At 44.1% G+C, this 22,069-nt stretch carries 16 protein-coding genes; 4 read left to right on the forward strand and 12 right to left on the reverse strand.

The features are described 5' to 3' along the window. Window positions 1-105: 105 nt before the first annotated feature. Both CW735_RS11760 and dnaQ read right to left on the reverse strand, forming a co-directional pair. On the reverse strand, window positions 106-1,509 hold the full coding sequence (locus CW735_RS11760; protein ID WP_100973250.1) for a TIGR03503 family protein: 1,404 nt from the start codon (window positions 1,507-1,509) through the stop codon (window positions 106-108). 216 nt (window positions 1,510-1,725) lie between these two features. Beyond that, window positions 1,726-2,445 carry a DNA polymerase III subunit epsilon gene (dnaQ, locus tag CW735_RS11765; RefSeq protein WP_100972290.1) on the reverse strand — a complete coding sequence of 240 codons (720 nt, stop codon included), beginning with the start codon at window positions 2,443-2,445 and terminating at the stop codon, window positions 1,726-1,728. Between the two features lie 125 nt (window positions 2,446-2,570). Here dnaQ and rnhA point away from each other — a divergent pair, with 125 nt between their 5' ends. Further along, the gene (rnhA, locus tag CW735_RS11770; RefSeq protein WP_071979179.1) at window positions 2,571-3,050 is read left to right on the forward strand and encodes a ribonuclease HI; all 480 of its coding nucleotides are present in this window, start codon (window positions 2,571-2,573) and stop codon (window positions 3,048-3,050) included. Between the two features lie 19 nt (window positions 3,051-3,069). Here rnhA and CW735_RS11775 read toward each other — a convergent pair whose 3' ends face one another. Then, on the reverse strand, window positions 3,070-4,047 hold the full coding sequence (locus CW735_RS11775) for an NAD(P)H-quinone oxidoreductase (protein WP_071979180.1): 978 nt from the start codon (window positions 4,045-4,047) through the stop codon (window positions 3,070-3,072). 286 nt (window positions 4,048-4,333) lie between these two features. Between CW735_RS11775 and CW735_RS11780 the strand changes: the two genes are divergently transcribed. Further along, window positions 4,334-5,527 (forward strand): class I SAM-dependent rRNA methyltransferase, encoded by a 1,194-nt coding sequence (locus CW735_RS11780; RefSeq protein ID WP_100973251.1) that lies wholly within the window; start codon window positions 4,334-4,336, stop codon window positions 5,525-5,527. A gap of 79 nt (window positions 5,528-5,606) precedes the next feature. On the opposite strand, the gene CW735_RS11785 is transcribed toward CW735_RS11780, so the two are convergent. The 5 genes from CW735_RS11785 to CW735_RS11805 form a co-directional block, all read right to left on the reverse strand. Then, window positions 5,607-5,819 carry a DUF2061 domain-containing protein gene (locus CW735_RS11785; protein WP_071981196.1) on the reverse strand — a complete coding sequence of 71 codons (213 nt, stop codon included), beginning with the start codon at window positions 5,817-5,819 and terminating at the stop codon, window positions 5,607-5,609. 426 nt (window positions 5,820-6,245) lie between these two features. Beyond that, window positions 6,246-6,548: a PilZ domain-containing protein gene (locus tag CW735_RS11790; RefSeq protein ID WP_071979181.1), complete on the reverse strand. Its 303-nt coding sequence runs from the start codon at window positions 6,546-6,548 to the stop codon at window positions 6,246-6,248. A 130-nt stretch (window positions 6,549-6,678) separates the two neighbouring features. After that, entirely contained in the window at window positions 6,679-10,584 is a 3,906-nt protein-coding gene (gene hrpA, locus CW735_RS11795) for an ATP-dependent RNA helicase HrpA (RefSeq protein WP_100972292.1), read from the reverse strand. A 287-nt stretch (window positions 10,585-10,871) separates the two neighbouring features. Next, a complete protein-coding gene (locus CW735_RS11800) occupies window positions 10,872-12,203 on the reverse strand; it encodes a Na+/H+ antiporter NhaC family protein (protein ID WP_100972294.1) in 1,332 nt (443 codons plus the stop codon). Window positions 12,204-12,466: 263 nt separating this feature from the next. Beyond that, window positions 12,467-12,886 (reverse strand): CBS domain-containing protein, encoded by a 420-nt coding sequence (locus CW735_RS11805; RefSeq protein WP_071979184.1) that lies wholly within the window; start codon window positions 12,884-12,886, stop codon window positions 12,467-12,469. A 418-nt stretch (window positions 12,887-13,304) separates the two neighbouring features. Between CW735_RS11805 and sbcB the strand changes: the two genes are divergently transcribed. Together sbcB and CW735_RS11815 are read left to right on the forward strand one after the other, a co-directional pair. Further along, window positions 13,305-14,735: an exodeoxyribonuclease I gene (gene sbcB / locus CW735_RS11810; protein WP_071981197.1), complete on the forward strand. Its 1,431-nt coding sequence runs from the start codon at window positions 13,305-13,307 to the stop codon at window positions 14,733-14,735. A 150-nt stretch (window positions 14,736-14,885) separates the two neighbouring features. Continuing rightward, on the forward strand, window positions 14,886-16,541 hold the full coding sequence (locus CW735_RS11815; protein ID WP_071979185.1) for a DUF342 domain-containing protein: 1,656 nt from the start codon (window positions 14,886-14,888) through the stop codon (window positions 16,539-16,541). 85 nt (window positions 16,542-16,626) lie between these two features. Here CW735_RS11815 and CW735_RS11820 read toward each other — a convergent pair whose 3' ends face one another. The 4 genes from CW735_RS11820 to CW735_RS11835 form a co-directional block, all read right to left on the reverse strand. Then, window positions 16,627-18,072, reverse strand: a complete 1,446-nt coding sequence (locus CW735_RS11820; protein WP_100972296.1) for a diguanylate cyclase — start codon at window positions 18,070-18,072, stop codon at window positions 16,627-16,629. A 108-nt stretch (window positions 18,073-18,180) separates the two neighbouring features. After that, window positions 18,181-19,416 carry a kynureninase gene (kynU, locus tag CW735_RS11825; protein WP_100972306.1) on the reverse strand — a complete coding sequence of 412 codons (1,236 nt, stop codon included), beginning with the start codon at window positions 19,414-19,416 and terminating at the stop codon, window positions 18,181-18,183. Then, window positions 19,409-20,299 (reverse strand): alpha/beta hydrolase family protein, encoded by an 891-nt coding sequence (locus tag CW735_RS11830; RefSeq protein WP_100972308.1) that lies wholly within the window; start codon window positions 20,297-20,299, stop codon window positions 19,409-19,411. Before CW735_RS11830 ends, kynU begins: the two co-directional genes overlap by 8 nt. 107 nt (window positions 20,300-20,406) lie before the next feature. Continuing rightward, on the reverse strand, window positions 20,407-21,582 hold the full coding sequence (locus tag CW735_RS11835; protein ID WP_100972310.1) for a thiolase family protein: 1,176 nt from the start codon (window positions 21,580-21,582) through the stop codon (window positions 20,407-20,409). Window positions 21,583-22,069: the final 487 nt, after the last annotated feature.

The following is a 22,069-nucleotide window of genomic DNA, read 5'->3' on the forward strand; positions in this document are numbered from 1 at the left end:
TCATCTGCAGTTTGTTTGTCTGTTAAATAAACATTATGTTGAAATAAAGCTCAAGACGAACAAATTAAAAACGGATTTTGACAGAGTTTAAAAAGCTCGCAAAAATTACTTTTCGCCTTCGTTTTGTTTTTTCTTTTTAAACATCCCAAACAACCGTTTAAGCCCTTTCGGTTTCTCGTCTAATACTAACGAAGAATCATCTACGTCAGCCTTTTTGGTTTTTGCCTTGGGCGCAACTGGCGACGCTTTCTTCTTGCGCATAATAATGATGATACCTGCAGCCAGAAGACCTAGAACGATGATAGAGCCATTAACCGCAACAATTAAAAGTATAAACGTGTCTGAGTCGATTTCGTCTTCTTTAGTCTGCTCTGGCATACTTTTAGCGATTTCTTGCTGCTCACCAAGCAGTGGCGCACTGCCATCAACGATAGGATCTTCTCCATAAACCAGCGGATCTTCAACTTCTGGTTCTACGGGCCCTTTACCTAAAAAGGTATATTCAGGTACGTCTAAGATAAAGTCTCTACCATTAACTGTGGTGCCGTATGCGGTTAGCTTCACACGAAAAACACCTTTTTCATACGCTATGATTTGGTATTCCCTTGCTTGATCGCCACCTTCGGTAAGCGAAAAATTTTGTGTATCGCCATTAGGAAAACGCACTTTGCCGTCGACTAACAGTGACTGAATTTCAACAAGCTCTCTGTCTACATCGATAATAAAGTTGTGATACCCAATATTTCCGTCATCTAATTGCACTGAAATAGCAACCGGGTTCTCCTCTAAAATAATGGGCGTTCCCTCTTGCTCTCGGGTGACCATAGGAGTGGTAACCCTAAAGACCGGCTTCCACTCTCCTGGCGCAATTTTTAAGTTAAATTGCCCGGTAAAAATTCCGTCTCCGGGTTTCTCATCCATGCCCAAACCATTATCTTTGAACGTGGCTATGAGTTCGTCAGTGGCGCCGAAATTATCGTAATTAGCGTTATTTGTGCTGATAAATTCGATATCAACATCTACCACGTTTCGGAACTCATTAACATCAATGGCTTTACCTCCATTGGTTAAATACGCGGTGGATTTTAGAATTTCACCAGAAAAAAGTAAGTCTGGAAGTGGTTCGGCGGTTAACTCCACATCAGAAACAACCATTATTCGACTTTCTGGAAGTGCCTGCCCGACTGCTTGCCAAGGGCCTGGTACGGGATTTTTAATGGTGATCATGTCGAAAGAGTCTGAGTCGTACCACTCTACTCGCTCTTCATCCACTCTACCCTGAAATAATTTTGAGCCATCTGGGCGAACAAGTACAACCGGTGCGGAGCCATACTCTCGAAAAAATACCATAGTTATTTCTTCGACATTGTAATCGATGCGAAAGCGGTTTTTTAATAGTTCTATGGAATTTGTGTATTCATCACCTAGTTCGGTAATGACCGATGTATCGACGGATTTTGTGGTTTCTTGTGAGTCAGTTACTGCACCGTCTGCAGCCTGCTGAAGCATATCCTGCTGTTCTCGCAACGATTGCGAAGCTGTGTTTGTACACCAGGCGCTCAGAATAACGATCGCACAATAAATCCACAATTTCACGTAGCCATGCTCCTGCACTAAGTCTTCTATTATACTTTCAAAGGTTGATGAAAAGCCGTCATTTAGCCAATTGTAAAAGCTCGTGGGCAATGTTTTATCTAAAGCTTAACCCAGCTTTTTTATTTCGCCTCACGACTCGCTTATTGATTTAGGGCGCCACAAACAGTTACCACCTGCGTCCTGAACTATATCTAAACGGGCTTCATGCTGTGCTAATTCATCGGCGGTAGCTTTAATAACCTTTAATTTATTTCCCGTTCGCTCGATGCGTCTTACGACCGTGGAGTCGGCATCACTGCTTCCCGTTGATGCCAGTCTCAACTTTGTCTGACCGCCAGTCATTAGCAGGTAGACATCGGCTAAAATCTCTGCATCAAGTAAGGCTCCGTGAAGAGTACGGTGGCTATTATCAATGCCGTAGCGCTTACATAGAGCGTCTAGATTATTTTTCTGGCCAGGATGCATTTTTCTTGCAAGCACTAGCGTATCTAGTACATCGCAAATTTGATCTGTTACCACGCCTTTGGTGCTTGGCTCCATACCAAACTCATGATCCATAAATCCAACGTCAAAAGGCGCGTTGTGAATGACGAGCTGAGCCCCTTTTATAAACTCAATAAAGTCGTTAGCAACGGTTGAAAAAACTGGCTTGTCGCTTAGAAATTCATTTGTAATGCCGTGAACTTCAATAGCCTCTTGCTCAATATGACGACCTGGGTTTATATATGCGTGAAAATGATTACCAGTCAGTCGGCGATTGACCACTTCAACGCAACCAATCTCAATAATTCGATGGCCTTCTTTTGGGTCAATACCGGTTGTTTCAGTATCTAATACAATCTGGCGCATACATCCTCTACTATTATTGTGTTTCTATTTTTTGATAGTATATCAACCCCTTTGCTGCAGGCTAAGGGAAAACCAAAAATAAATGCATAACACTTAGGTTACTGCTTAACACGATAGGACACCACGTGGCTCAAGAAAACGTACAAAAATCCATAGATATTTATACCGATGGCTCTTGCTTAGGTAATCCCGGACCGGGCGGCTATGGCGCTGTGCTTATTTACAAGGGCCATCGCAAGGAACTCAGCGGAGGCTTTGCGCACACAACAAACAACCGAATGGAATTGCTTGCACCTATTGAAGCGCTGAACTCTCTAACCGAAGCCTGCCAGGTTGATCTCACTACAGACAGCCAGTACGTAAAAAATGGTATCAATCAGTGGATCCATAATTGGCGTAAAAATGGATGGAAAACATCAGATAAAAAGCCGGTTAAAAATGCCGACCTTTGGAAACGTTTAGACGAGGCGGTAAAAAAACATTCGGTTAATTGGCACTGGGTAAAAGGTCATTCCGGCCACCCCGAGAACGAGCGTTGTGATGTGCTTGCTAGAACTGCAGCAGAATCGAAACCGACAACGCCTGATAGCGGCTTTGTCGGTTAATACGTTTGCGGTGTAATTTTTACCACGAAACCGTGAGTTTGCCCTTTGTATCGTTGTTCTCCAATCGTGCATGGGGCTTATCAATATCGTCGATTTTATAGTGAGTGTCTATGTTCACTTTTAACTCGCCAGTGGCAAAAGCCGGTAAGCATACTGTAGAAAAGTCACTAATTAGCTTAGCTTTGTAATCATCGCTGCGATTGCGAAGCGTGGTTCCGGTCAACGTAGCGCGCTTGCCCAATAGTAATGCCATGTCGAGCTTATCAGCATAGCGCCCAGCCAGCATGGCTAAGTTTACAATTATGCCGTCCTGTTTGAGCACGCTTAAGTTTTTATTGAGGTAATCCCCTCCAACCATATCCAGTACCATGTCAACGCCATCGGGCCATACTGCTTTAAGTTCATCGACAAAGCTTTGAGTTTTGTAGTTAACTAATTGTTCTGCCCCATTTTGTTCACACAGCGACAGCTTCTGTGATGATGAAGCTGTGACGGCTGCATGCACTCCCCAATATCGACACAATTGAGTAGCCGCAAGCCCCACCCCGCTTGCCCCACCGTGGATAAGTGCCCGCTGAGCGGGTTTCACATGAGCGATGGTTCGCAGGCACTGAAACGCAGTTAAAAATACTTCTGCTAAACCCGCGGCCTCAAAAAAAGGCATATTTTCAGGAATAGGCATTAAATGGGCCGGATTAACAATGGCCTCTGTTGCATAGCCTCCACCAGCAACTAAACCAAAAACACGGTCGCCCTGCTTAAAGTTAGACACATCAGGTGCAACCTCTACAACTGTCCCTGCTACTTCAAGCCCTAAAATAGCACTTTCCCCGGGCGGTGGCGGATAGTGTCCCTGACGCTGTAACGTATCGGCTCGGTTAATACCAAACGCACTCACTTCAACTTTTACCATGCCATTTGGCAGCACGTATGACGCTCTCTCTTTAACATTCAGTTCAGTGGGTGAGCACCCTTTTTCGAAATCTACGTAATACATGTCATCTCCTATGTTGAGCGCAGTTGAATTGAGCGAGCTGTATATTCCTACCGAACGCCATCTTGCTTTACTATTTTTGGATCGATTTTGATTGCGCGTTTTGATTACGCGATAGGGCAACGTATAGTTCGCTTCAGCACCATATTGTGACAGAAAGCCCGCTCATTTTCGCTGAACCTGACGAGTTTGAGCTATGCATGACAAAGATACCGACACACAAAACAAGAATATTCGCTATAATCCGCGCTGTTCCATTTTACCTACCTTATCAGATACGAGAACTTATATGTCCGCACAAGTAATTTTACAACCCAACAGAGATAAATCACTGCGCCGCCGTCACCCTTGGGTTTTTGAAAGTGCTGTAGGTGAGGTAAAAGGTCGAGCAAAACTAGGTGATACCGTTGATGTTTTCGATTCGCAGGGCGACTGGCTGGGACGCGGTGCCTACTCCCCTGATTCAAAAATACGTATTCGTATGTGGACGTTTAAGCAAGATGAAAGCATCGATAATGGTTTTTTCATGCGTAAGTTAGAAAAAGCGCTAGCACTGCGCAGACGTTTATTTGACCCACAGCAGACCAATGCATTTAGATGGGTGGCGTCTGAAAGTGACGGTTTACCGGGTATCACTATCGACCTTTACGATAATGTCGCAGTTTTACAACTACTAAGTGCGGGCGGGGAAAAACATAGAAGCAAAATTGTTTGGGCTATTACCAAATTACTGCCCGATGTTCACATCTACGAGCGAAGTGATGTAGACGTTCGTAAAAAAGAAGGTTTAGAGCCTGTAGTAGGCGTTTTACACGGCACACCGCCAAACCAAGTTACGGTAAAAGAAAACGGACTTAATATTGTTGTCGATATTGAAAGCGGACATAAAACAGGGTTTTATCTCGACCAGAGAGATAGCCGTGCGGCAGCCGGACAATATGCCAAAGATGCAGATGTACTTAACTGCTTTAGCTACACGGGCACCTTTTCATGCTATGCATTAGCCGGTGGCGCAAAGTCGGTAACGAATGTTGATGTGTCGCAACCAGCTTTGAACCTGGCAAAGCATCATGTTGAGATTAATGAACTCGATGGCAGTAAATCTCACTATATCAATAAAGATGTGTTCAAAGCTTTGCGTGAATATCACGCTGAAGGTACCCAGTTTGATATGGTGATTTTAGACCCACCAAAATTCGTGGATAACAAAGCAACGTTAAACCGAGCAGCAAGAGGCTATAAAGATATAAACATGTATGGCATTCATGCAGTGAAATCTGGCGGCCTTTTGCTTACTTTTAGTTGCTCTGGGCTTATGCCTGCCGACCTTTTTCAAAAAATTGTCGCAGATGCAGCGCTAGACGCAGGTAGAACCATTAAAATAATCGCACGGCTTAATCAAGCCTCAGATCATCCCATTATTGGAAGTTATCCAGAGGGCTATTATCTAAAAGGTTTGGTGTGTGAAGTAACCGACGACTAGGATTTGTGTACCTTCGCCGTAGATAAAAACTTAAACCGTTGCCCCAGTAGCGCACTGTTAATACGCCAGTAGCGCTACGTTAAAAAGCAGATAGCGTTGGCGCGATACTTTCTCGCGCCTTTTTGTCTTCCAACTTTTTCCACACTAACTCATGAAAATAAAAGGCTACCGTATTAATGGCAGGCTCTACCAATGCTACCAACCCACCAACAACCATACTTCCGGTAAGCAGGTAGGCTACGGTAAACGCAACCGCAAAATGCATAATAGCGAATGTCATCGTTTTTTTCATAAAATAGCCTCTGTCATGTTGGTTTTGAACTCGAATGCAAATAGCAGCTTTAACTTGTAAGCCAGCATTTGAAAACAAAAAGTCGTACGCTTTAAATATCGTAATGAGAATTATTATCAAAAGCAACACAAAATGAAAACCGAATTAATTTACCAAGGCAATCGATTTTTCTGAACTAAGAGGCGTAACGAAATATCAGTAGCGCAAAGAGGTGGTACAAAAGTGATGAGCTTAAGAGCAGAAGCAGAACAACCAAGCGACAGAGCGCTGGGAAACATTTAAATTAAAAAGGGAGCGATTTAAAAGAGGCCTAAGTACAAAAGGCCCCTCTCTCGAAAAGGAAATAATTGTTTTTAGAGAATGGCTATCTACCCGACGCTTCGTCAAGACAGCAGAGCACTAAAAACAATTATTTCCTAAACCGACTTACTTCATTTGGGTGATTTCCACCCCAATAATGCAACTCGATTCCGACTCTGGTTCACAACGCACTACATTAGCAAGCGCGGCGAGTGAAGGTATTTGTGAGCTAGACGACTCTATCGCCACGCTAATCTGCGTTCCAACTTCTATAGCGGGTTCATCGACCTCTAACGACATACCGGTAGCGCTGATATCCCTACACATTGCCTGCATCGTACGGCTCGATTCATCATCGGTAACCTGTAACTGACACGGCGAGTTAACCATCATCCTGAAAAAATTACGCTTATCGTCGTACCCTAGCATGTCTACTTCCTCTGATTTTTAGCTCACGCTTACTACCCTAATCTTGTTATAGATTGAGGATTTTGACTTGTCAAACCGCGTGACTAGATTCCATACAATTATGTGTTCAAATTTTCACTAATAGCAAGGTTTAAAAATCACTTAAAAACAGGCTTATACGTTTTGCAGATATGGGATAAGCCGTGCCAAGTTGCTGTGCGAACAGCGATACCCTTAACTCTTCAATCATCCATCTCGCTTCGTCGAGCGCCGCTGGCACCTTACCTTTCGGAAATTTACTTCGCGCTTTTTCCCACTCGTTAACACATTTCTCTATAGTAAGCTGATGCTGTCTATCTTTATGTGGATCTATAGGGAGCTTCTCTAACCTGCGAGAAAGACCCTTTATGTAACGATTCCAGTCATCAAGTCTTGCCTCACCAATATAAGAAGCAAACCCTGGAAACACCAGCGATGATAAATGGCCTTTACAATCGCCCAGGGCATTTACCATGTTAAGGGGAACATTTCCTTTCATCAGCTTTTGACACTGGTGCGCTAACGTAAGCCCTTGCTCAACTTGCTTAGCAATATTCAGCACCTTATCGTTGATATCTGCGCGGACTTTGTCTAAACAGGCCTCAAAATCGGCTTTAGTTCGAATATCGGTATCGTGCTCTTTGCAATAATCTGATACCAGGGCGTCAATCCCCGCAAATATACAGTCGTCGATTAGCGCTTTTACCTGACCAAAAGGATTAAAATACAAACCGAGCTTAGCTTTATTGGGAAGCTTATTTTGCAAGTAATTAAGCGGAGACGGCATTGCATTTTTAATCAGCACATTTACTCCCTGACGGTGCTCAGCAACTGCCTTATCTGCCTCATCAACTAGCGCAATATCGACCTTGTCACCGCGCTTCACCAATGCGGGAAACGCTTGCACCTCAAATCCACCCACTTTTTGTACAAAGGTGGCCGGGATATCCTCGAAATCCCATTGCTCAATGTCACTGCGCTCTAATTCGGGAGTGGCGGCTTTTTCAAATGTCTTTTGAACCTGGCCTGCACACTGCTGCTTTAACTGATGTAAGTCGTCACCTGTGGCAATGTTATCACCGTTATCATTAACTACTGCAAAGTGCATTTTAAGGTGTTTGTCTAACTGCTCAAAATTCCACTCTTCAGGCTCAATCACTACGCCTGTCATTTTACGCAGCTTATCCGCAACCGCATCCATCATGGCAACAGGGCGATTATTCTTATCGGTTTCGCTTATATCCGAGAGACAAGCATCAGCAAAATTCGGCGCTGGCACAAAGTTTCGGCGCAAACGTTTAGGTAATGTTTTAATCATGCCCACAATTAGCTCGTGTCTTAACCCGGGCACAAGCCAGTCGAAACCAACATCATCAACCTGATTCAGTACAGGTAGAGGTATCACCACCGTTACGCCATCATCTTTCGCATTTGGCTCAAAGTTATAGCGAAGAGGAAGAGTAATGTTTCCCTGTCGCCATACATCAGGAAATGCATTCGCTACCGATTGACCGGGTTGCTGCCTATACACATCTTCTTCAGTAAAGGTGAGACCTTCATTGCTACCATGCTGCCTGAACCATTTTTTAAAGGCGGCTTCGTTGTTGGCTTCTACCGGTACTTTCTGAGCGTAAAAATGGGCAAGCTCTTCATCGTCTACAACTAAGTCTCGGCGTCGCGTTTTTTGTTCAAACTCATCTGCCTGCTCTAATAGCGCTTGGTTTTCTTGTAAAAAGCCAAAGTTGATTTTTGTGTTTCCGGCAACCAACGCCTCTCGTATAAATAACTCGTGACAAATAGCAGGGTCTATCTGGCTGTAAACTTTGGCTCGCTTCATAACAATGGGCAAGCCAAAAAGCGTGACCTTTTCAAAAGCGATTACCGCCCCTCGCTTTTTCGACCAGTGAGGCTCTGAGTAACTGTGCTGGGTAACGTGTGTTGCTAATGGCTCAACCCAAGCCGGGTCAATTTTAGCCACCATACGTGCAAACAGCTTTGATGTTTCGACTAACTCTGCCGCCATAATCCATTTTGGCTGAGCTTTTGATAACCCCGAACCGGGAAATATCATAAAGCGTGTATTTCTAGAGCCTAAGTACTCTCGGTCTTTATCTTTAAAACCAAGGTGAGACAGAAGCCCACTAGCAATGGCCTGGTGAATCGCTTGGTAATCTGCTTCTTGATTTGAGATCCCCAAACCTAGCTCGGCTATCGACTTTTTAAGCTGGCTGACAATGTCCTGCCATTCCCGCATACGCAAATAGTTAATAAAACGCGTTTTGCACCATTTTCTAAGTTGGTTTTGACTAAGATTGTTTTGCTGTTCTCTGAACCCAAGCCATAAATTCAGTAAGCTAATAAAATCAGAATCTTTATCTTGATATTCACTGTGACTTTCGTCTGCCTGCTGGCGCTTCTCCTGCGGGCGCTCTCGCGGATCCTGAATAGAGAGCCCAGCTGCAATCACCATAACCTCGCTTAGCGCATTGGTAGCATCAGCTTCTATCACCATTCGAGCATAGCGTGGATCTATAGGAAGCCTGGCGATATTTCTGCCCATCTTTGTTAACTGCATTTTGCCATTGCGCTTGGCAATAGCCTGAATTTCTTCAAGCAGTCTAAAACCATCATTAATGTTGCGATTATCCGGCGGCTGCACAAACGGAAAGGCAGCGATATCGCCTAGTCCCAGCGCTAGCATTTGCAGAATTACTGAGGCTAAATTTGTCCTGAGTATTTCTGGGTCGGTGAACTCTGGGCGACCTAGATAATCATCTTCGCTGTACAAACGAATACAAATACCGTCAGACACACGGCCGCATCGACCGGCCCGCTGGTTTGCAGAAGCCTGTGAAATAGGCTCTATTGGCAGGCGTTGAACTTTACTACGCGCGCTGTAGCGAGATATCCGGGCAAAACCGGGGTCGATTACATATTTAATACCTGGCACGGTAAGAGAGGTTTCAGCCACGTTGGTAGCCAGCACGATACGTCTTCCACTATGAGACTGGAAAATACGATTTTGCTCAGATGCTGACAGGCGTGCGTAGAGCGGCACTACCTCTGTATTGCGATAATGCTGCTTGCTAAGCGCATCTTGGGTGTCGCGAATTTCCCGCTCTCCGCTCAAAAATATCAAGATATCACCCGGCGCCTCCCCCATAAGCTCGTCTACCGCTTGAACGATAGCGTCTGACTGGTCGATATCATCGTCGTTATCTTCGGCCGCTCGGTAACGGACTTCTACAGGATAGGTTCGCCCACTGACTTCTATGATAGGCGCGTTATTAAAGTGCTTAGAAAAGCGCTCAGGGTCGATAGTGGCAGACGTTATTATGAGTTTAAGATCAGGGCGCTTATCTAGAAGCTGACGTAAATAGCCAAGTAAAAAGTCGATATTTAAGCTGCGTTCATGGGCTTCATCAATAATTATCGTGTCGTACTGATTTAAAAACCGATCTTGTTGCATTTCCGCCAGTAACATACCGTCGGTCATTAATTTAACGTAGCTACGTTCGCTCACCTGATCGGTAAACCGAATTTTGAAACCGACTTTTTCACCTAGCGGCGTGTTGAGCTCTTCGGCTATTCGAGTGGCTACGCTGCGTGCAGCAAGTCTTCGTGGCTGTGTATGAGCAATCATACCGTCTACACCACGGCCTAACTCTAAACAAATTTTAGGCAGCTGTGTGGTCTTTCCTGAGCCCGTTTCACCAGCAACAATGACAACCTGATTATTGGCAATGGCTTCCTTTATGTCTTCTTTTTTATCGGAAACAGGAAGTGGCGGATATTCAACATCCGGAAGGTTTGCTTTGCGCTGCGCTTTTTTCTCTGCGGAGTGTGTTATGTCGCGCTTTAATTTTTCAAACTGCTGAAGCAGCTTTTCATCATTTCGACCGTCCCCTTTAGCCGATTTCGCAAGCTGGGTGATTCGTCGTTTCAAGCGAAACTTATCTGCTGTAAGGCACGCATCAAGTTCCTGATAAAGCGGTTTTATTGCTATGGGTGAAGACAAGGTAACATCCTACAGATAATAACGTTTGAGCTTTCAAATAAAAATGGGGCGTCGATCCTAGAAGATAGCCACCGAAAAAGCCAGCGTATGTTAAATACAAAGTCAGCGTATGTAAGAGACAAAGTCAGCGACATGCTCCGCGAACCTATCAGCCAAAATACCGGCAACAAAATAAATGCGGTAAACACATCATGATCAAAGAGGTGTATTTAGAGCAACGCATTACAACACACGTCAATCACTTACAAATGGCCAATACAATTAGCATTGGCCAATTGTACGTAGATTCAGGATGTATGGGTTAACCCATCATCTAATGGAGTGCTAAAACGGGGAAACCCAAGACTTATGGCTGCAATACCAAACACAAAAATGAGCATGGGGTACCAACAGTAAGGTGTAATTGCTAACGGAGATATCCCCACTACTGCAGCTGCACTAAGCAACTGTGCTCCGTAAGGAACAAGCCCCTGAAAGCTACAGGAGAAGATATCTAATAACGAGGCCGTTCTTCGTGGGTCTACCCCGTACTTCTTATTCAAATCTTTGGCAATTGGACCCGCAGTTACAATGGCAATAGTGTTGTTCGCGGTAGTAATATCAAGAAAGCTCACTAATCCAGCAATACTAAATTCTGCCCCTTTCTTGGTTTGCACCTGCTTTGTTAAGCGCTGTATTAGCCATATTATTCCACCGTTGGCATGCATTAGCGCCACAATACCGCCAATGGTAATGGCAATCATAGCGAGATCTTGCATCCACCCCATTCCCTTTTGGATACTCTGCATCATGGTAAGTGGCGTAAAACTGCTCTGCACCAAGCCCACTGCACATGCACTTGCAATGCCTACGGCCAATACACTAATCACGTTAAAGCCACTTAGCGCGAAACCAATAATGCATAGATACGGCAATATTCTCCATAAGTCATAATCTTTCGACTCTACAATGCCCGATGTATCAACATCCACTAGCAACAGTAAAATCATGGTTACTATGCACGCGGGCAATGCCACCATAAGGTTTGCTCTAAACTTGTCTTTAAGCTGCACACCTTGGGTTCTTGTTGCTGCTATTGTGGTGTCTGATACAAATGAAAGGTTATCTCCGAACATCGCACCTCCAACTACAATTCCTAACGCCATTTCAATAGGCAAACCAAGGTTAGTAGCAAGACCTGCCCCAATAGGAGATAGCGCGGTAATGGTGCCCATGGAAGTTCCCATGGCAAAAGAGATAAAACAACAAATTAAAAACAAGCCGGGGAGTATCAACGAAGAAGGAACGAATTGCAGCGCCATGTTTACCGTCGCGTCTCGTGCGCCTATATCAATGGTCACAGCATAAAAAGCACCTGCGAGTAGAAAGATAAGTACCAGCAGAATAATGTTCTTATCTCCCCCTCCCTGGCAAAAGGTTTGCACCTTTTCAGAGAAGCTTACTTTGTTCCCCTTCGGATTTAAGCAAAGTCCGTAGCCTGCACTGATGAAAAACGCCACCAATATTGGCATAGAGGTAATATCGTTAGTCGTTATTCCGGTAACAACTACCAGAATAACAAAAAGGAGTATGGGCGTAAGCCCCAAAGGATTTGGCGCGACGGAATTAGTTGAATGCACTGATAACTCGTTTTATGTTGCGTCTATTTAAAAATGAGACGAAAGCATAAAAGGTTTTATTTTTATTGCAAAGAAAATTGAACAACCATATTGCATAAGCAATAAGCATAAGTTTATAGATTGAATGCTAAATTCATGTTTGCATAATTGAAAGTAAGAGAGCTTGGGGGCTCTGGTCATAGAGCCCCTTGAATGTTTTTGCTGCAAAACAAGCCGTGTTCAACAATTATCTGCTTGTCTGAAATTTATTCGGTCGATGCAGGTTAAACAGCGTGCTGATAGCCGTCTTTTAACTGCACATCAATTGCTCTTAAAACCGACGTTCGATTAATGCAGCCTAACAAAACACCATCGTCATCAACCACCGGATATACTTTTGGTTTTTGTTTCAAGAACAACTCGCCTAATTCAATTACCGACATATACGGTTTAACAGAAAGCACAGGAGACTTCATTATGTCCCCAACGCGACATATTTGTTCACGGTAATAACTCGACGCAATCATTGTGGCAATACAGTCTTGTTCGGAAAGAAAACCAATGACTTTGCCTTTTTTATCCAACACAGGGCCGCCACTTTGATTACTAGAAAGCAATGCTTCGACGGCTTGTGCAACCGGCATTTCCACGGTTAGCTTTACGGGATGGGTGTTCATATAATCACTGACTTGCAACGATTCCATTTCTTATCTCCTGTCGTTGCGCCTACCGCTACATACAATAACAACTTTGCAAAACAGCGTATGAAACAAGTCTTCGTAACGACTTAGTATTTATTATTAATTTCGGTGAAAGCGACATTTCCCTCACAGTTTTAGCGTAGACCGCTAACCCCTTTCAAGCCAGTCCTTTTAACAAATTTTTTACACCTTTTATTGGCCCGCGGAAAACCAGCAAAAATAATAAATTTAGATAGCTATATGGTTTACTCTTTATGCGCTTAATTCTTGCCCATTGAAGGGAGCATTTTACTGCCGTTTTTATCACCTTTCTTATAACCGAGCAGGACAATAATACGATGCAAAGTTGGCGCTCAACGCCTTGCCGTGTAAACTCTACGAAAATTAATGGCACCCTATTTACGGAGCAACTTTGGCGGTTATGCAGACACCTACCTTTTTATGGCACGACTTTGAAACGTTTGGCACTAATACGCACAAAGATTTGCCTTGCCAGTTTGCAGCAGTGCGAACAGATGAAAACTTAAATATTGTGGGAAAGCCCATCAATATAATGTCTGCAATAGCAAACGACTACCTTCCCCACCCAGAGGCCTGCCTTGTTACGGGTATTACACCTCAACAAACCTTAAGAGATGGCATGAACGAGGCCGACTTTGCCTCTAAGATCTTTGAAGAAATGTCTCTCCCCAATACGTGCAGTGTGGGTTACAACAGTATTCGATTCGATGATGAGGTGGCGAGATTTCTTTTTTATCGAAACTTCTTCGACCCATATGCAAGAGAATGGCGCAACGGAAATAGCAGGTGGGATATTATAGATCTTGCCCGTGCATGCTATGCACTGCGTCCAGAGGGCATTGAGTGGCCGGAACGGGATGACGGAACACCAAGCTTTAGATTAGAACTACTCACGCAAGCCAACAATTTAGAGCACGGTAATGCCCATGATGCTTTAAGCGATGTCTACGCCACTATAGCCTTGGCTAAGCTAATTAAAGAGAAGCAACCACGACTGTTTGATTATGCATTTTCGCTAAGAAACAAACACGCTGTTATGGAGCAGATTGACCTCTCGAAGCCCTCTGTATTACTGCACATATCATCGAAGTTACCTGCTGCCCAAGGTTGTTGTACATGGATAATGCCTATTGCGAAACATCCCAAAAACGGCAACGGATTCATTACTGTCGATTTATCTCATGACGTTGATAGCCTAATTCATGATTCACCCGAGGAGATAAAACAAAAGCTCTACGCACCATCCGAACACTTTGCCGATAAAAAGGAGCGTCCGGGTGTAAAATTAATCCACGCCAATCGCTCGCCTTTTATTACTACGGCAAAAGCAATGTCAGAAGAAAACGCCATGCGTTTAGGACTTGATCGCGAGAAATGCCTAGATAACTATCGCAAACTAGCCTCTCATCCTGAAATTGCAGAAAAGCTGATTGCTGTGTACAGCGCTGAAGACGAGCACGACGAGAACGACATCGACCACGCGCTCTATAGCGGAGGCTTTTTAAGCGATGCAGACAGACGCTGGTGCGAACAAGTTGTCGCGGCTAGCCCTGAAAATTTGCCGGCTCTTGCAGATTTAACCCAACATCAAGGCTTGCGAACTTTACTCTTTAGATACCGCGCTAGAAACTACCCAAATACCCTGACAGCGGATGAGATGACGCGCTGGCAACGCCATCGCCAATCACGATTAACCGACGCTTCGTCAAACGGCTCCATTACATTAGATACTTATTTGGTGAAGCTTGAACAACTGGCTCATGAGCATAGCGACAACCCCGATAAACAGGCAATTTTGCGCGCACTATTTCAATATGCTGAAAACCTTTGACGTAAAGCCGTTATAAGAATAAATTGATAGCTAACGGATTAGCGGTACTGTTACCTCGCAAGGCAGAAACGCATTAGTGAGTAGTACTATTTAGAAAGAATATGAGCAGCCGATAATAAAACCAATAAGCGCTCAGGGGATTATGTTTTCATGAATGGCGTAACAATTAGCTTCGACAAATCTAGAACCTATATCAATTTAATGCTTAACCCTACCGAGTTTGAAGCAGACGTTGATATGAGTGAGATCCGCAAACAGCTGGAAAGCGGCGAGACATCTGGTCTTTATATTTCAGAGAAAGCGTTAAAATCGGCATGCGATACTGCCAACCATTATTTCAAAACCGATGATGGCACCATAGTGCAAGAACGCATTGGTGAGCGAAAAAATGCGGAAGTCGAGTTTCGCATCCCCGAAGATTCTATGACTGCCAATTTGGTTCTTACAACACCTTATGGTGGCAGATTACCCTCTTTTGCCGCAGTTATGTCTCTTGCAATGAAAAATAAAATTGTAAAAGGAATAAGTACCAAACGCATTAAAGCGCTTTTAAAGAGAGCCCAAAATGCTACTAGCGGCGAAATTCTTGAAGAGACAATTGCAAAAGGTTTGCCTCCAAGAAATGGCAAGAACTCTAAATTTGTTCCCTTGGTACCCAATGCACTGGACAGAATTTTGCGCCCCCAATCACAGGGCGGTGAGCGCGTTGACATGCGTAATCTTGGCGAAGTGATCTGCGTGAAGGTTGACACACCTGTACTTAAACGAACAGCACCGACGCAAGGCCGCTCTGGTTTTGACGTTAAAGGTAATAAGCTGCCAAGCGTTGCTGGCGAATGGCTTGAGTTTAAGATGGGTACAGGCACTGTAGTATCAGACAGCGACTCTAACCTGCTTATCTCTGCCATATCTGGTATGCCTAAATACCGAGACCAGATAATGAATATAGACGACACTTTCATTTGTAGCGGCGTAAACGTGGGCTCTGGTCATGTTAATTATGAAGGTGCTGTTTTGGTTAATGGCGATGTTACCGAGAAGATGCAGATAAAAGCGTCTGGTGATGTCACAATCAATGGCTTTGTAGAATCGGCCTATATCGAGTCTGGCGGCGATATTATTATTACCGAAGGCGCGATGGGCAAAGTAAATGACACTGAAGGCGAATATCAATGCAAGCTTATTGCTGCTGGCAGTATTCACGTGCAGCATGGCCAAGGTGTCGAAATGCAATGCAAAGGCGATGTCACAATTGGAAGGCAACTTGCCTACAGTAGGGTTCGTTGTGGCGGTGCCGTTGTGGTGGGTCAAATTGACAACCCAATGGGCAATTTATTTGCTTGTGACATAGTAAGCCAAGGCAGAGTGGAAGCCGGAACTTTAGGCGCAGTATCTGGTAGTACATTGAAAATTGACTTTAGCCCCGGCTTTAACCAATTGCTGGAACGAAAGGACGGCATTGATGAGCTACTTAAGCAAATTCGCGAAAACAATTTAAAGCATAAAGAAAAATTTGACCTGCTAAAAAGCAAAAAGGTTCCTAAAGAATTAAAGCGAAAAATGACAGACGCCCTTGAGCTATTTAACAATGAAACTGCGCTGCTCGAGTGGATTGAAGCAAAAGCCTATGAGATAAAAGTTGCTAAAGAAAGTTATCAATCAGACGTAAAACTTATTGCTAACAAGCGACTTTATGCAGGGGTTACTGCTAAGTTGAATAATAGAAACTGGCGTTCTGAAAGAGAATACAATCGCTCACGCGTTCGCTACGATGCACACCAATGGCATTACGACCCTATCGTTTAATCTGTGCTTGGCTTATTCTAGGCCAGCTACTCGTATTAGCTGGTCTAACTTACTATTTTAGTTTTGATTGACAAGACTCTGTCTGCTAATCATGTGAAGCAGCGATGTCGCACCCTAACCTATCCGTTTTATTTAAGGCTGCCAACGTACGTTCATACCAGTCTGAAAACTCTTCCTCATCTTTAAGCTCAGCTAAGCCAATTGACACTTTCATCATCGACATGAGGCTTTTCTGTTTTTTGATGCTCTCTAACAACCTAGCAGCCAATGTTTCTGCGGCGTCTAGTTGTGTTTGGGGGCACAATATAATGAATTGCTGCTCATTAAACCTAGATACTACATCCACTTCTCGGATGGTGCTCAAGCAGCTTGATGCACAGCGCTTGAGCATATCTTCGCGAACAAAATCATCGATTGCTCTCTCTTTATTATTGCGCTGTTCAAGCGAGATAATAATAAGCGTTGCAGTAGTGTGAAATCGTTGGAAACGAGAAATTTCTTCTTCTGCTCGTTGGATCATGTGATTTCGATTATACAAACCGGTTATTTTGTCATGAGCAGATAAGTACGCCAAAGCACGATTCTTTTCTAATAAAGCGGCCTTCAACTCACCGATTCGCGTGTCTTTGCTAGCCAAAACATGCTTGTATTCACGCAGGTAGCGACTGCGATATATAAGCCCTATTAGTACAATTAATACAAAAACTACACACAACAACAAAACTGAGTAGTTGCGGCTTTCACGCACTTTAACATTGTTCCATTGCTTATAAATAGCCACTTTCTTTTCTTCAGGTATGCGTTCAATGGCAAAGTTTAATTTTTTAATTAAATGGCTGGATGATTTATTGACCCCAAAAGCGAGAGAATCATGAGGCTCGGCGTACCCCACTATGCTTAACCCCTCTAGATCTTGATTATTAATATGCATATTCATACTCAGCAGAGAGCCTACAAGCACATCGAATTTATTATCGAGAAGTTGTTTCAACCCCTCTTGCTCTGAGGACAACATAGAAATACGAACATTGGGGTAATGACGATAGATGTATTCAAGCTGACGGTAACCATCAACTATACCCACTGTACGATTACCAAGCCCAGAATATCCTTGGACCATGGGTGTTCCCTCTTTGGCCACTAGTACATTGGGCGCCTCGAAATACGGGAGGCTGAAGTCGAGAAACTGGCGCCGATAGTCTGACGTATTCAGCATTGGAATAACCTGACATCGCCCCTGCTGAACATATTCTAAACTCTGCTGCCAGTTTTCAGTTGGCACGAGGGTAAACGACAGGTCGGCTAGATCCTCTATCAGCGCTAGGTATTGCGCGGAGATGCCCACATGGCGATTATTGCGAATTGCTTCGTAAGGCGCCCAGTTAGGATCGATACAATAGGTAACTTCTTCAACGTTATTGTTAAGTATGTCGCTTTCGATACTATTTTCGACCTGAGCGAAAGCTTGGCAAAAGAAAACATTTACGAGCGTAAATGCTGCCCACCCAATGTTTCGAGCTAACTTTGACATCATACTTACTGGAATTAGGAAACTACCGACAATGGGGCAAGTATTCATTGACCTAAGCCAATTTGCAACGACTTTGGCCCGAATAAGTCCAACTAAGTCGCTAACTGGCTAAGTTACGTGCTGTTTGCGCTGAAACACCTCGTTTTCATACGTTTTATTTTGCATAATCTCGGCGAGTTTATGAACGGCCAACTCAATGTCGGCAAAAGAAAGATACAACGGAGCAAAACCTATACGTAAAATATTTGGCGCACGAAAATCGGCAATAACACCTTCAGCAATCCATGCCTGGCATATGGCATAGGCATCTGAATGTGAGAGCGCGAGCTGGCTACCTCGGTTTTCAATTGCTGGGCTAACTATTTCCATATAATCACACAACCCAGCTCGTTTACCTTCCGCAGCAAAAAACGCCTGTAGTTTTTTCGATTTCTCATCAATGGCTTTCAAGGTGACACCCTCAAATACAGAAAGTGCCGCATCAAGTACACTCATGCTCAAAATTGCCGGTGTTCCGCACAAATTTTGATTAACTGAATTTTGCGCCTCGTAGTCAGGCGTGAAAGCAAAGGGCGATTTGTGGCCCATCCACCCAGATAGAGGCTGCCTGTATTCCTCCTGATGCCTTTGTGCAACATACACAAACGCCGGAGCACCCGGACCTCCATTCAAGTATTTATATGTGCAACCAACGGCAAAATCTACTTGGCATTCGTCTAAATCCACAACAAATGCGCCAGCGCTATGTGCCAAATCCCATAGCGTCAATATGCCCATTGTATGCGCTTGTCGTGTAACAGCTTCCATATTTTGCTTAAAGCCAGAACGAAAGTTGACTTGAGTGAGCATCAACACGGCTATATCGTCGGTTAGTTGGCTCTCAATATCAGCTTCATCAATGTATCGAATACTGTACTCATCACCAAGAAGACTGAGTAGGCCCTGCACCATGTAAATATCGGTAGGAAAATTATCTCGCGTGGTAGCGATAACCTTGCGTTCGGGACGCATTTTAAGCGCTGCGCTCAGTACTTTAAATAAATTGATGGAGATGGAATCACAACAAACTACCTGCCCTTTTCCAGCGCCAATCAGAGCCCCAGTTTTATCCCCTACTTTTTGCGGTAGATTAATCCAGTCGTGACAATTCCAACTTTTAATTAAATCTGTACCCCATTGATTATTTACCACTTCTTGAGCTCTTGTCTGTGCTGCTTTCGGGAGAGGGCCCAACGAATTACCGTCTAGATAAACCGTATTAGGTGGTAACGAAAATCTTTCCGCTACATGGCGCAAGGGATCTTTATCGTCTAATTGCTTGGCGGAAAAAACCTTATTAATCATTTGCTGTCACTACCTTAATAAGTGCTTTGTAAGAGTCAGTTTGAGGGTGAAGCCAGTCAAAGTGGCCCCCGTTGGGAATAGAAATCGTCTGTGCATTATCATCAATACTGTGACGAGTAGGTACAATATTATCCTCGTTACCTTGCATAAGAATGACAGGAAACTGGATTCGACTTAACTGTGGCGTAGCCTTTTTATAGTCATAGGGGATGTTATCCGGCGTACCCCCCATAAACGCCGTTGTAGCCGTTTGGCAGCTATTTTCACCTCGAGCATATTGTGCAATATCTGTAATTGCAGCAAGACCTATCACCGATTTTATCGTGATGTTATCGGGTATCGATGCTGTATTTTGAGAAGCGAGAAGCGCCAAATGACCACCAGCAGAATGACCAATAATATACACTTCTTTGGGGCCAAGCTTGGAGAGTTCAAAAAGTGAATGACTAACTCCGCTTTTAACATCTTCTAGGCTGCCAGGCCAACCTCCTCCTTCATCACCGCTTCGTCGATATTCTACAGCAAACGTATCAATACCCTCATTGGCCAGAGACGTGTAGAAGCCTTTCCCATGAGATAAGTCATAAGCATTTAACCAGCAGCCGCCGTGAATAAAAATAATCGCTTTATTGGCTACTTGTCCGTTGTGTGAAGATTCAACCTTTGCTCGCCAATAGGAAATTGTTTGTAATTCTGAATTGCCGTAAGCGTATACGCTAGTTGGCGCGGACGCAGGGAGAGTAGACAACGTGCTATAGGCAACCTGTTCAACTTTTGTACTTTGGTTGCTTTCATTTCCAATAGGTGGGTGTTCTGGACGAGTCGAGCAACCAAAGGCAAACGCAACCATGCAAGATAATGAAATTAGATTTTTTAGCGCCATAGAACGTTCTTATTATTTTTCTTTTATCATTAAAACATGAATGGCACCCAAATGGGTGCCATTGCCAGCATTAAAGTTATTTAACAATGTAAACCTTGGCCTGAAGGCTACATCATTTCAACTGCAAGGGCCACACCCTCACCGCCGCCTATGCATAATGATGCAATACCGCGCTTCTTATCTTGTTGCTTAAGCGCGTGCAGCAAAGTAACCAACAGCCTCGCTCCAGAAGCACCAATTGGATGACCAAGGGCACATGCACCACCTTTTACGTTAACCTTACTGGCATCAAGATTGAGCTTTTTCATCGCTAGCATGGTGACCATGGCGAAAGCTTCATTGATTTCAAATAGGTCAACCTCATCCTTCGACCAGCCCGCTTTGTCTAAAACTTTTTCCATCGCACCGACCGGTGCCACGGTGAAGTTTTCAGGTTCAATAGAGTGTGTCGCGTGGGCAACCACTTTGGCCAGTGGCGTTAACCCCATTTCTTTAGCTTTATCTTCGCTCATGACCAATAGTGCTGCAGCACCGTCAGATATGGAGCTAGAGTTTGCTGCAGTCACTGTTCCGTCTTTCTTAAACGCTGGACGTAATGAAGGAATTTTTTCCGGCTTCGCAGAGCCAGGGCCTTCATCAGTGTCTACAACGACATCCCCTTTTCTACCAGAAATAGTCACTTCAACTATTTCATCTTTAAACGTGCCGCTGTTGATGGCTTCATGGGCTTTTGAAAGCGAACTCAACGCAAACTCATCCATTTGTTCGCGAGTGATATTTTCGCTGTCTGCAGTGTCTTGCGCAAAACATCCCATAGCTTTGCCATCATAGGCATTTTCAAGCCCGTCTAGCATCATATGATCAAGTACTTGACCATGACCCATACGATACCCCGTGCGCGCTTTCGGTAGCATGTAAGGCGCGTTGCTCATGCTTTCCATGCCGCCAGCTACCACGGTTTCGGCGCTACCTGCTTTTATCAGGTCATGTGCAATCATCACCGCTTTTAGCCCAGAGCCGCATACTTTGTTAATGGTCGTTACGCCTGCACTGAGCGGTAAACCTGCACCTAAAGACGCCTGACGGGCCGGCGATTGCCCCAACCCGGCAGGCAGTACACAGCCCATAACAACCTCATCAATTTGCGAGACATCCATGCTTTCACATGTCGCCTTAATAGCAATCTCGCCTAAGTCAGTTGCACTCAGCGGTGCTAAACTGCCGTTGAACCCACCCATTGGAGTACGTTTTGCAGCTACGATAACAACTGTTTTATCACTCATAACATTACCTTTAATATTCAATTAATTTAATCACTTAGGCGATAACGATTACCGCTTTGTATACAAAAGTAAACACCCACAACCCAGCTAAACAGAGTCCGTCTTCATGAAAAATTGACGTTAGCAAAATGTTACTTTACCTTTACGTAAAATGTAATTAACGTTAACGTAAACCTGTCAAAAGGTTCTGTCAACCAAACACAACAGTCTTGTTTGATACTTGGGGAAAATAAAACTAACAGCGCGTTCTTTTCTACTCACCGAACAAGTTAGTAGGTGCTAAACAGAGAACAGAGACACCCACGCTATCGACACAAGAAAAACGTTCTTTCGCCTAATGTTATTCCAGAACAATGATAAAACTAGGCAAGGACTAGGTGGTAAGGCAGTTAAACCGATTGAGCATAACAGGTGACAAGTGACGCGCTAATGCGCAGCGTTGAGGACATATTTAGTCCACTCACATATTTTTTGGACAGCAAGAAAA

It is taken from the genome of Alteromonas sp. MB-3u-76, from assembly GCF_002831605.1.
Lineage (GTDB): Bacteria > Pseudomonadota > Gammaproteobacteria > Enterobacterales > Alteromonadaceae > Alteromonas > Alteromonas hispanica.